General features: G+C 72.3%; 12 protein-coding genes. 5 read left to right on the top strand and 7 right to left on the bottom strand.

From position 1 onward, the window contains the following. Positions 1–203 precede the first annotated feature (203 nt). Positions 204–1568: an SPOR domain-containing protein gene (locus AC07OC_RS17555; RefSeq protein ID WP_494601833.1), complete on the top strand. Its 1365-nt coding sequence runs from the start codon at positions 204–206 to the stop codon at positions 1566–1568. Between the two features lie 137 nt (positions 1569–1705). Further along, positions 1706–2455, top strand: coding sequence for an SGNH/GDSL hydrolase family protein (locus AC07OC_RS17550; protein WP_255591039.1), 750 nt, complete (start codon positions 1706–1708; stop codon positions 2453–2455). A 59-nt stretch (positions 2456–2514) separates the two neighbouring features. On the opposite strand, the gene AC07OC_RS17545 is transcribed toward AC07OC_RS17550, so the two are convergent. Together AC07OC_RS17545 and AC07OC_RS17540 are read right to left on the bottom strand one after the other, a co-directional pair. Continuing rightward, positions 2515–3279: an alpha/beta fold hydrolase gene (locus AC07OC_RS17545; RefSeq protein WP_218339721.1), complete on the bottom strand. Its 765-nt coding sequence runs from the start codon at positions 3277–3279 to the stop codon at positions 2515–2517. A gap of 12 nt (positions 3280–3291) precedes the next feature. Next, positions 3292–4302, bottom strand: coding sequence for a M14 family zinc carboxypeptidase (locus tag AC07OC_RS17540; protein WP_218339722.1), 1011 nt, complete (start codon positions 4300–4302; stop codon positions 3292–3294). Positions 4303–4491: 189 nt separating this feature from the next. Here AC07OC_RS17540 and AC07OC_RS17535 point away from each other — a divergent pair, with 189 nt between their 5' ends. The 3 genes from AC07OC_RS17535 (at position 4492) to AC07OC_RS17525 (ending at position 5470) form a co-directional block, all read left to right on the top strand. After that, positions 4492–4623 carry a hypothetical protein gene (locus AC07OC_RS17535; protein WP_255591040.1) on the top strand — a complete coding sequence of 44 codons (132 nt, stop codon included), beginning with the start codon at positions 4492–4494 and terminating at the stop codon, positions 4621–4623. Then, positions 4592–4756 carry a hypothetical protein gene (locus AC07OC_RS17530; protein WP_218296109.1) on the top strand — a complete coding sequence of 55 codons (165 nt, stop codon included), beginning with the start codon at positions 4592–4594 and terminating at the stop codon, positions 4754–4756. The genes AC07OC_RS17535 and AC07OC_RS17530 overlap by 32 nt, the downstream gene beginning before the upstream one ends. Positions 4757–4975: 219 nt before the next feature. Then, entirely contained in the window at positions 4976–5470 is a 495-nt protein-coding gene (locus AC07OC_RS17525; RefSeq protein ID WP_218296110.1) for an HU family DNA-binding protein, read from the top strand. Between the two features lie 92 nt (positions 5471–5562). Here the strand turns inward: AC07OC_RS17525 and AC07OC_RS17520 are convergent, their stop codons facing one another. The 5 genes from AC07OC_RS17520 to AC07OC_RS17500 are packed head-to-tail and all read right to left on the bottom strand — an operon-like array spanning position 5563 to position 11420. Further along, positions 5563–6036 (bottom strand): transcriptional repressor, encoded by a 474-nt coding sequence (locus tag AC07OC_RS17520; RefSeq protein WP_218296111.1) that lies wholly within the window; start codon positions 6034–6036, stop codon positions 5563–5565. Continuing rightward, positions 6033–7412, bottom strand: a complete 1380-nt coding sequence (locus tag AC07OC_RS17515) for an efflux transporter outer membrane subunit (protein WP_370627775.1) — start codon at positions 7410–7412, stop codon at positions 6033–6035. The genes AC07OC_RS17520 and AC07OC_RS17515 overlap by 4 nt, the downstream gene beginning before the upstream one ends. Before the next feature lie 56 nt (positions 7413–7468). Beyond that, positions 7469–9454, bottom strand: coding sequence for a MacB family efflux pump subunit (locus AC07OC_RS17510; protein ID WP_255591069.1), 1986 nt, complete (start codon positions 9452–9454; stop codon positions 7469–7471). A 41-nt stretch (positions 9455–9495) separates the two neighbouring features. After that, a complete protein-coding gene (locus AC07OC_RS17505) occupies positions 9496–10785 on the bottom strand; it encodes an efflux RND transporter periplasmic adaptor subunit (protein ID WP_218339724.1) in 1290 nt (429 codons plus the stop codon). Then, the gene (locus AC07OC_RS17500) at positions 10785–11420 is read right to left on the bottom strand and encodes a hypothetical protein (protein ID WP_218339725.1); all 636 of its coding nucleotides are present in this window, start codon (positions 11418–11420) and stop codon (positions 10785–10787) included. The genes AC07OC_RS17505 and AC07OC_RS17500 overlap by 1 nt, the downstream gene beginning before the upstream one ends. Positions 11421–11574: the final 154 nt, after the last annotated feature.

The raw sequence follows: 11574 nt of genomic DNA, 5'->3' as shown, positions 1-11574 counted from the left end.
GGGCCCGGCAAGGTTGCTATATTTTTAATAGCTTCCAGCGCTTGACAGACAAGCGCTAGCGGCTCATTCAAGGCCCGATCCTGGGGCCCGCCGCATGCGCGCAGGGGCGCCGGCGCGCGGCGCGGGCCCGGCGGCGCTGCAGCCGCGCCAAGCGCGCGCGCAGGCCCTGTGGCGCCAACACCGGCCCATGACAGAATCGGCCCATGCTCGACCACACGGATCCTGTCGCCTCCATCATCCCGGCCATGTCGCTCGATTCACCGTCCGACAACGCCATGACGGCGCTCTCCCGGCTGGCGCTGGGGCCCGTGAACACCGCGTACTACCTGGCCGTCTTCGAGCGCTTTGACAACACCGGCCGCACCACCACCACCTGGAACTGGGCCGCGTGCCTGGCCACGCTCAACTGGATGCTGTTTCGCCAGTTGTGGAGCGCCGCGCTGGTCTACGTGGCGGCCGCCGAGGGGCTGGCGCTGATCGTGTTCGGCGTCGGCCGCTCCTTCCTGCAGTGGCCGCCGGGCGTGGAACTGGGGGTGCTGGGCGCCTTCGCCGTCCTGGCCTTCGCGGTGCCCGGCCTGTATGGCAACGCCATCCTGTATGCCGACATCCGCAAGCGGGTGGCGCGCGCCCTGGCCGCCTCCCGCACCCTGCCCGAGGCCAGCGCGCTGCTGGAGAAGCAGGCCAGCTCGCGCAAGCGGCTGCAGGCGCTGGTGCTGGCCAACCTGGTGCTGGCGGCCGCGGCGGCGCTGGCCTACCTGGCCTGGGCCCCTTCGGCCACCAGGCCCCTGGCACTGGAACCGGCGGTGACCGTCGCCCAGGCCACCGCGACAGCCGCGTCCAGGCCCGGCGCGGCGGCGTCTTCTGCACCAGCACCAGCACCAGCACCAGCGCCCGCCCCCGCACCGGCACCGGTACCTGCATCCACGCCCGCTGCCTCGGCCCCCATGCCGAGCACCTCCGCCGCCGCGGCGACGGCGGCGCCCCCCGCCACCGGTGCCGCGTCCACGGCGGCGGCACCGCCCGGGGCACCAGCGGCCGCGCCGGCAGGCAAAACCCCGCCACCGGCCACCCAGGCAGCGCCCGCCACCGCGAGCCCTTCCGTACCCACGGCCCCCACGGCGCCGCCGGCCGCCAGCGCGCCAGTCTCCGCGCCGGCCACCAAGGCCACCTCCAAATCCCCGGTCAAGGCAGCACCCGGCGCGGCCAGCACACCGGCGCCCGCCGCCGAGCCAGCAAGCCGCGCGGCCTCCACCGCGAAGCCTTCCAAGGCGGCCAAGGCACCACCCGCCCCAACCGCTGCTCCAGCGGCCTCCACCACCCTGCCCACCGTGGGCACCGCGGCGGGCTACTACATCAACGTGGGGCTCTTTGCCGACGAAGCCAACGCCCGCAAGGCCCAGGCCCGGCTGCTCAACGAAGGGCTGCCGGCCTTCCGCCAGGAGCTGAACAGCGCCAAGGGCCGCCGCATCCGTGTCCGCGTGGGGCCCTACGAAAGCCGCGCGCAGGCCGACGCGGCGGCCGGGTCGATCCGGGCGATGGCGCTGGAAGCCGTGGTCTTCAGGCAATAGACAAATAAATAGGCGCGGGCCCGCGCGCAGCGGCCCACCCCGGCGCCGGGCGCGCCGTCCTACGCCCCGGGCGCGCTGGCGCCGACGCCCGCACCCCAGGCGCGCCGGTAGGCTGCATGCACCACACCGCCACCGCCATGAACCGCACGCCCCGCCCTGCCCTGCATCTCTCCACGCGCCGCCTGGCCACCATCGCGGCCATGGCCGCGGGCGCGTTGCTGGCCACCGCCTGTGCGCCATGGCGCATCTGGACGGTGGCGGAGCTGGCCCGTGGCGCGCGGCCCTTCACCGCACACCCCGCCCAGCCGGACAAACGCCTGCTGGTCGTGGGCGACAGCACCGCCGTCGGCACCGGGGCCAGCACGCCCGCGCAAAGCCTGCCGGGCCTGATCGGCCAGCAGCACCCGCGGTGGCGCATCGACAACCTGGCGGCCAATGGCGCACGGTTTGCCGACGTGGCCGCGCAGCTGGAGCGCGCGGACGGTGGCTACGACATGGTGCTCGTGCTCGCGGGCGGGAACGACGTGATCCGCTTCACGCCCGCGGACACGCTGCGCGCCGAGCTGCAAAGGACCATGTCGCTGGCCCTGCAGAAAGGGCGCCGCGTGGTGCTCATGCCCTGCGGCGACGTGGGCCATGCACCGTTCTTCGCGCCGCCGCTGTCTTGGGTCATGTCGCGCCGTTCGAAGCGCCTGCACGCCCTGGCGCAGGAGGCCGCCGCGGACCACGGCGCGCACTACGTGCGCCTGCTCAGGCCCCGGGACCAGGACCCCTTCGTGTCCCGGCGGGACACCTTGAATGCCGCCGACGGACTGCACCCCAGCAGCGCGGGGTACCAGGAGTGGTACCGCGCGCTGGTGGCCCAGGGCGGACTGCCCGCGCCCTGACGGCACGCGCGGGCGCCGCGCACACCGGATGCAGGCCGCGCCCGCCAGGGCGGCCCGCGTCAGCGCGCCCCGTCGATTTCCGCCAGCCAGTCCTGGACCTGCCGGATGACCCAGCGCGGGTCGTCCAGCGGCAGATCGTGCCCTGCGCGGGGGTGCAGCACCACGGGCACCCGCCACGCGCTGGCCACGGCCTGCGAGCACTGGCTGCGCACCAGGCCGTCCCCGTGGCTCGCCAGCAGCAGAATGCGCGCCACGGGCCCCACCCGGGGCGCACGGTAGCGGGCCGCCGCCACCAGCTGGCGCAGCGCATTGGCGGCCCGCACCGGGCGGCGCGCGCGCACGGCGGCCCAGTCCCGCACCACCTGCTGGCGCTCAGGCGCGCTGTTGCTGGTCAGGCGCAAGACCACCTGCTCGATCTGTTGCGGCGCGCCGCCCCACAGCGCCAGGCGCAGCAGCGCCGCGTAGTTGCGCGGCCGCAGGCGGTGATAGAAGGGGCTGAAAGGGCGAAAGCTCGTGTTGATCAGCACGCAGCCCGCCACCTCCGCGGGGGCCACCCGCGCCCACTCGGTCGCCACCATGGCTCCCAGCGACACGGCCAGCAGGTGGTAGGGCGGCGCGATGCCGCGCCCGGCCAGCGCCTCGCGGCACGCCCGCACCATGGCGGGCACCGACAGCGGCGAAGGCTGGCGGTGGAGCTGGCCGTTGCCGGGCAGGTCGAGCGGCAGCACCCGGTCCCGTGGCAAGGCACGCTCGAAATCCGCCAGGAAGTCCCCCCAGTGGGCGGACTCCCGCGCCAGGCCCCTGAGCAAGATCCACTGGCGCATGGGCGCAGGCCTTCAGTACCACGCGGCCAGGGCATCCGCCCTGCGCTGCGCGCGCTGCCCCGGTGCGGGCACCCAGCGCCCGTGGCTGCAGGCCGCGCGGGCCAGGAAATCGAGCAGCGACAGATGGCGCCGCAGCACGCGCTGCTGCCGGTGGTCGATGAGCGGGTTGAAGATGCCATTGCGCGAGAACAGCTGGCGCGGGTTCTTCTTGATCCACAGCCAGGAGCCCATCTCCAGCGTCAGCGGCAGGAACGTGTGCGCGGGCACGTCGCGGCAGGCCTGCAGGTACAGGTGGTCCCACAGGTCGCCGTGCGCCAGGTACTGCGCGCTCTGCGGCTCGATGACGTACGGGTGGTGGCTGTGGGCCTGCAGGAAGATCTCCTGCAGCGCGTGCAGCTCGGCCAGGTGCGCGATGGGCTTGCGCGTGTGGGCAAACGGGAACCACAGGCGGTCCCGGGCGCCAAATCCCGAATGGCAGTCGATGGCGATGCTGAAAGGCCGCGCCAGCAGCTCCTCGGACGCCACCTCGCACAGGGCCTGGCTTTCCGGCTCCATGGCATCGCCCGCGCGCCCCCGGTACCAGGGAAGCCCCGCGCTCACCCGCTGCCCGCCGATCCACGGCGGTACCCGGTCGGTGGCGTCCACCGGCGCGTTGCGCATCAGGTCCACGCCGCGCGGATTGGCGCGCGTGGCGGCCCACATGCCGCCCGGATTGACGATGGGCATGAAGACCATGCGCATGTGCTCGAGCTGGCGGTGCAGCGTGGTGTCCCACTGCAGCCGCATCACCACGTTCTGCAGGTAGGCCAGGACCACCTCGGCGCCGATGCGCTCCAGGCCATGCACGCCACCGAAGAACCCGACCGCCGGAACGTCCGGCGCCGGATTGCCCAGGCCAATGGCATGGATCGGAAAGCAGTGGCCCGAGGCCGTCTGCACCTGCCGCACCACCCGCACCTGCAAGTGGGACGCACCGAGTTCGATGATCTTTTCGAGCGCCAGCAACTCGGGCAGCGTGTTCATGGTGGGTGGCAAGGGTGGCGCGAAACCGGGCGACAGGGCGGCAGTGCAACGAAGAGCGAGCATATGCCCGGCCCGCAGGCACCGGCAACGCCATCGCGCGCCCTGTATGAATTCAGCGAAACGACGCGGAACTGTCACACAAGCGCGTTAACTTGCCCGCAGACAACCTGTTCAAAGAGGCACACGATCATGCTCTGGAGATGGCTCGGACTGCAGCGGCTGCTGGATGAACTCTTCGATGCCCCCGGCTGGCCGAGCTTCGACCTGCCCCGCACCGATGGATGGGCGCATGAAGACGCAGCAGCCACGGCGCAGGACTGAAGTGCGCCGCCTGGCCGTGCTGTGCGGCACCCTCGGCTGCGCGCTGGCCTGGGGCCTGGTGGAGCTGCTGGCGCTCCAGCGCCAGCGCTACCACCAGTGGCGCCAGCGCCACCAGACGCCGGCACACCGCTGACGGCGGCCCGCGGCAGCGCCCGCACGCGGCGGCGGCGGGCATGCGGCCGGCCCCACCGGCACCGCTTCGGGCATGCCTTTCACCCGCTGTTTCAGAAGCCTCTGGCGCAGGCGGGTCTTCACATTTGCGGGGTGTGCCGCAGTCGCACCTAAAATTGCGCACCTTCCCTTCAATGGGGGGAGGCACACTGCAACTCTGAAGCAAAGAAGAATCATCATCATGGCAACTGCAAAGAAAACCCCAGCGCCCGCAAAGAAGACCGTCAAGGCGGCAGCTCCAGCTGCTGCGAAGAAGGCAGCACCCGCCGCCAAGAAGGCAGCGGCACCCGCGAAGAAAGCCGCCGCTCCAGCAGCGAAGAAGGCCGCCGCCCCCGTGGCCAAGCCGGTCGCCGTGGGCATCAAGCCGATCAAGACGGCCTTCAACAAGACCACGCTGATCGCCCACCTGGCCGAGCAGGCTGGCGTGGAACCCAAGGCCACCAAGGCCGTGCTGGCCGCGCTGGAAGCGACCATCCTGGGCTCCGTGCACAAGAAGGGTTCCGGCGAATTCACGCTGCCCGGCCTCATGAAGATCGGCCTGCAGCAGATTCCCGCCAAGAAGAAGCGCTTCGGCAAGGACCCTTTCACCGGTGAAGAGCGCTGGTTCCCCGCCAAGCCCGCCGCGGTGAAGATCAAGACCCGCGCGCTGAAGAAGCTCAAGGACGCAACGGCCTGATAAATCAGCCCGCGCTCCCCAGCGACAAGGACCAGATGCCTCCGGGCGTCTGGTCCTTTTTCTTTGGGCGGCTCAATTGCGCTCCGGTGGACTCAGTTGGGCTGGCAGTGCCCCGTGGCGCCGTCGCAGCCCAGGCAGTCCACCTGCAGCACCAGGCCCGCCACCAGCGGCCGCAGGCCCACCTCGGCCGCGCGCAGCTCCAGCTCGTTGCGCAACTGTGCGCCGGGCAGCGTGGCCGAGCGCTCGCACCGGCGGCAGGCAATGCGCACGTCGGCCGACGGCGGCGGTGCAAAGGGCCGCAGGCGATACACCGTGTGGCGCCGGTCGCTGCGGTCGTGCAGCAGCACGCCCAGGGCCTGCAGCTCGTGGATGATGCGGTACACCGTGCTGGTGCTCACGTGCGTGCCGCGCAGCAGCATCTGGTGAAAAGCCTCGTCCGCACCCATGCCCGCGCTGCCCGCGGAGTGGATCACCTGCAGCACGCCGATGCGCGCCGTGGTGGGGCGCAGGCCCGCCGTGCGCAGGCGCTGCAGCATGGTCACGGGCTCATTGATGCTTGCGTTCATGGCTGCGCCATGACGGCCACGCGGCGCACGCCAGCGTCGGCATCGGGCTGCCAGCCCCCGCCCAGCGCGCGGTACAGCGCCACCTGCGCCTGCCATTCGGCCTGGTGCAGCTGGGCCGCCATGTCCTGCGCGGCATAGAGGGTACGCTGCGCATCCACCAGCGTGAGCAGCGTCTCGGCCCCGGCGCGGTAGCGCGACTGCGCCAGGGTAGCCGCCTGCTGCGCCTGCTGCACCACCTGTGCCTGCGCCATGCGCTGGGCCTGCGTGCCCGCCACGGCCTGCAGGGCTTGCTCCACGTCGCTCACGGCCGCCACGATGCTGGCGCGGTACTGCGCCAGCAGCTCGGCCTGCCGTGCCTGGGCCGCATCGCGGTCGGCGGCCAGGCGCCCGCCGTTGAAGATGGGCGCCGCCAACGCGGCGGCCAGGCTGTAGAGCGGGTTGTCGAACACGCGCGGCAGGTTGCTGCCCCCGGTGCCCAGGCTGGCGCTCAGGCTGATGCGCGGCAGCAGCGCCGCGCGGGCCGCGGCCACGTCGGCGTGGGCGGCCTGAAGCCGCGCCTCGGCCCGCGCGATGTCGGGCCGCCGCACCAGCAGGTCGGCGGGCGATCCGGCAGCGGGCGCCAGCGCCTGCGTGGTGGGCAGCGCGCTGGCCTGCACCACCGGCCACTGCGCCTGGCCCAGCAGCGCGGCCAGCACCGTGTGCGCGCCCGACACCTGCTGGCGCCGTGCCTCCAGCACCTGCCGCTGCGTGGCCACCAGGCCGCGCTGCTGCGCCAGCTCCAGCTGCGTGGCGGCCCCGGCGCGCGCGCGCGACTCGACCACGGCCAGCACGCGCTCGGCGCTGTGCAGGTTCAGCCCGGCAATCGCCAGGCGCTCGCGCCCGCCCAACAGTTGCAGCCAGGCCTGCGCCACCGCAGCCGTCAGCGTGATCTGCACCGCGCCCCGGTCGTGCACGCTGGCCGTGCGCAGGGCCTGGGCGCTGGTCCGCTCGGCACCCAGGCGGCCCCAGGCATCGAGCTCGTAGCTTGCGGCCAGCCCGGCGCCGATCTGGTTGCCGGCCACCTCGGCCTGCCCGCCGGCACGGGCCTGGCGGCGGGCGTCGAGCGTGCCGGTCACGGCAGGCAGCAGGCTGGCGCCAGCGGACCGCGCCACGGCATCGGCCTGCTGCACCCGCGCGATGGCGGCGGCGAGGTCCGGGCTCTGCGCGTGGGCGGCGTGGATGAGCGCGTCGAGCTCTGCGACACCGAGCACGGAGACACCCGTCGCCACCCCCTGCGCGGGCGGCACCGGGCTGGCCCAGTGCACGGGCAAGGCGGGTGCTGCAGCGGCATCTTCAGGCGGCGGCTGCACCGCGGCGCAGCCACTGAGAAGCAGCACACCGGCGGCAAGACAGGACACAGAGGCAATACAAGTGCGCATACCAACCATCACAATCATTCGGAAGCCAGGGCCACCACGGGGTCGAGCCCGGCGGCGCGGCGGGCGGGCATGTAGCCGAACACCAGGCCCGTGGCCACGGCGCAGGCAAAGGCACCGCCCATGGCGGTGAGCGAGAAGATCACGGGCACGCCCGACACGATGAGCGCCGCGCCCACGGCCAGGCCGATGGCCAGGCCCGCCGCGCCGCCCACCAGCGTGACGAGCACGGCCTCGGTGAGGAACTGGCGCAGGATGTCGCCCTGCCGCGCGCCGGTGGCCATGCGGATGCCGATCTCGCGCGTGCGCTCGCGCACCGTCATCAGCATCACGTTCATCACTCCGATGCCGCCCACCACCAGCGACACGGCCGCGATCAGGCCTAGCATCATGGTCATGGCGTTGCGCGTCTGCGCCTCGGCCTGCAGCTTGGCCGCCGCGTTGCCGATGCGAAAGTCCTCGCGCCCGTGGCGCGACAGCAGCAGGGCGTGCATGGCCTTCTCGGCCGCCTGCACCTGCTCCACCGACGCGGCAGCGACCACGGTGTAGTCGGGCTGGGTCTGCACGCGGTACACGCGGGCGCGGCCCGACTGGTAGGGGATGAACACCATGTCGTCGTAGTTCTGCGCGCCCGAGTCGGCGCCGCGCTCGGCCATCACGCCGATCACCTCGAACGGCGCGTTGCCGATCAGCAGGTGGCGGCCCAGCGGGTTCGGGTGGTCCGGAAAGAACTGCGCGCTGGCCTTGTGCCCCAGCACCACCAGCGGCGCCAGGTCGCGGTCTTCGGCGGCGGTGTAGTAGCGGCCCTGGGCTACCTTCCAGTGGTGCACGCGGGGCATGTCCTCGCTGGCGGCGAACACGTAGATCTGCCGCTCGACGTTGCCGTGGCGCACGGGGATGGGGTCGCCGATGACGGGCATCACGTGGCCGATCTCGGGCAGGCGGGCGATGGCCTCCAGGTCCTCTGCGGTGATCTCGCCCTGCGGCCCGCCCTCGCGCGGGTGGCTGGCGCCCAGGTACATGATGGTCGTGCCCATGGAGCCCATCTGCTCCACCACGCGCTGCTTGGCGCCCTCGCCCACGCCCATCATCACGATGACCGACGCCACGCCGATCACGATGCCCAGCAGCGTGAGCCCGGTGCGCGCGCGGTTGATGCGCATGCCGCGCCAGGCCGAGCGGGCGGCCTCGGCCAATTCGGCCCAGAAAGCGCGGCCGGAACGCTTGCTACCATTTTTATAGCTGCTTGCGCTTGCTGGTTGCGCGGTAGAGGCATTTTTTTCTTCAAACGTGCCTGCCACGACCGCACCGCTGTCCGCCACGATCTCGCCGTCGCGGATCTCGATCACGCGGCGCGCCTGGGCGGCCACTTCGCGGTCGTGGGTGATGAGCACGATGGTGTGGCCCGCATCGGCCAGCTCGTGCAGCAGCGCCATCACCTCGGCGCCGCTGTGGGTGTCCAGCGCGCCGGTGGGCTCGTCGGCCAGGATGATGCGGCCGCCGTTCATCAGCGCCCGCGCAATCGACACGCGCTGCTGCTGCCCGCCCGACAGCTGCGTGGGCCGGTGGTGCAGCTTGTCGGCCAGGCCCAGGCGCGACAGCAGTGCGGCTGCGCGGCGGGTGCGCTCCTCGCGCGGGGTGCCGGCGTAGATGGCGGGCACCTCGACGTTCTCGCACGCCGACTCGGCGCGGATCAGGTGGTAGCCCTGAAAGACGAAGCCGAAGGCCTCGCGCCGCAGCCAAGCCAACTGGTCGGCGTCGAAGCCCGCCACGTCTTCGCCCTGGAAGCGGTAGCTGCCGCTGCTGGGCTTGTCCAGGCAGCCGAGCAGGTTCATCAGCGTGGACTTGCCCGAGCCCGACGCGCCCACGATGGCGACGAACTCGCCCGCGTGGATGGACAGCGAGATGCCACGCAGCACCTCCACCTCGGGCTGCTCGCCACCGCCGTAGCGGCGGCGCACGCCGCGCAGCTCGATCAGCGGCACACCCGGGGCGGCGTGCAAGACGCCGTGCAGGGTGTCGTGTTGGATGCCGGCGCCTGCGGTCACAGCTTGAACCTTTGCGGGCCGCTGCGCGCGGGGCGCTCGCCGGTCACCAGCTGCTCGCCCTCCTGCAGGCCCGATCGCACCTCGGCCAGGTGGCGGCTTTTCACGGCCACGACGACAGCGCGCTGCTCCACCACGCCATCGGCACGCAGCACGCGGGCGCGGTGGGTGGCTGCGGCGGCCTTCTCGCCAGCGCCGGCACCAGCGTTGTCACCGTCGCCCTCGGCGCCAGCCGCCTTGCCGTCGGCCGCGCTGGCAGGGCTTGCCAGTGCCGACAGCGGCACGGCGATCACGCCCTGCGCCTGCGCGGTGACGAAGCTGGTCTGCGCGGTCATCTGCGGCATCAGCTCGCCGTCGGCGTTGTCCACGTCGAACAGTACGGTGTACGACACGGCCTTGCTCGCGGCGGCCTGTGCGTTGGCGCCGCCCGCGGCCTTGGCCTCGGGCGTGGGCGGCGCGGGCAGCACCTGGCGCACGGTGCTGCGCCAGCGGCGCGCGGCGGCGTCGGCCTGCCCGCCCAGCGTGGTGAAGTACACCGGCAGGCCGGCCCGCACGCGGCGGATGTCGGCCTCGGAGACTTCGGTCCACACCGTCATGGTCGACAGGTCGGCCACGCGCAGGATGTTGGGCGTCTGGTAGGTGGCGTTCAGGGTCTGCCCCTCGCGCGCTTCCAGCGCCACCACGGTGCCGGCCATGGGCGCGTAGATGCGGGTGTAGCCCAGGCGCGCCTCGTCGGCCTTCAGGCTCGCCTGGGTCTGGTCGATCTGCGCCTTGAGGTGGTCGATGCGCGCCGCGGCCGATGCGAGCGCGGCCTCTGCCGTCTGCAAATCTTCCAGCCGCGTGGCGCCTTCACGCTCCATCTGCTGCTGGCGGGCCTGCTGCTGCTGGGCCAGGCGGTGCTGGGCCTGCTGCTCGGCCAGTTGCGCCCGCAGGCCGGCGAGTGCGGCGCGCGCGCCGTCCACCGTGGCCTGCTGCACGCTGGGGTCTATCTCCACCAGCAACTGGCCCTTCTTGACCTCGGTGCCGGGCTGCACGTGCAGGCGCGTTATCTGCCCCGACACCTGCGCGCCCACGTCCACATAGCGGCGCGGCTGCAGCGTGCCGATGGCGCTGACCGTGGCCTCGATGTCGCCGCGCGCCACGGGCACGGTGTCGTAGACCATGGCGGGCTGCCGCGTCCACCACCAGGCGCCGGCGGCGATGGCACCCGCCAGCACCACCAGGGCGCCCACGCGGAGGAACGTGCGTGCAGTGCGTGCGGTGCGTGTATGGGGTGGGGTCGGGGCCATCAGCGGGGCACCTCGAAGCTGAGCGTGGCGGTGTGGCGCACGTCGTCATATTTCTTGCCGTCCACGGTGACGGAGCCGTTGACCTTGGCGCTGACCTCCAGCACGTAGAGGCCGGGGAATGGCGTCTCCAGCTGCACCGTGCCGTCGGCCGCCGAGGCCAGCGTGCGGCGCCAGCCGGCGCTGGTGTCCACGTTCACTTGTGATGCCGCCACGGTCTGCCCCTTCCACACCAGCTTGAAGGTGTTGCCGCCCGGCGTGGTGGGCACCAGCTCCAGGTCGTTGGCGGCGCGGGTCTCGGTGCGGCCGCTGCGGGCCTGGTAGTAGGTGACCGCGCCGTGGCCGGTGATGTGCAAGGTGCTCAGGCGCAGGTCGTCCCCGCCCGGCACGGTGATGTCGATGTGGCCGGCCTGCGGCGCCACGGGCAGGTCCTTGCCGTCGGCCAGGTAGGCGCGCGGCGCCTGGAGGGGGGGCAGCGCCGCGCTGCGGCGGGGCAGCTCGCCGGCGTAGGCGCGGGCCTGGGCCCCGTCGCGCTGCAGCCACACATAGTCGGCATGGGCGTGGCCCGCCCAGGCGCAGGCGGCCAGCGCAAGCAAGGCACCGGCGGCGGCGGAAGGTGAGGCAAAGAGTGAAGACATGGCTGGGTCGAAAAACGAAGATGAAAAAAACGCAGGCCGCCAACGGCGCAGGCTGCAGGGCCCGCGCACTGCACTGCTGCCTATGACCAACGAGACGGAAAAAAGGGCACGCTGTTCGGGACTTTTTTTGCCAACGCCCCCAAAAACGGTGCCG

The sequence above is a fragment of the Acidovorax sp. GW821-FHT10E04 genome (assembly GCF_059415185.1).
The sequence above is the reverse complement of the archived record's forward strand: the minus strand, read 5'-3'. Positions and strand labels throughout refer to the sequence as shown.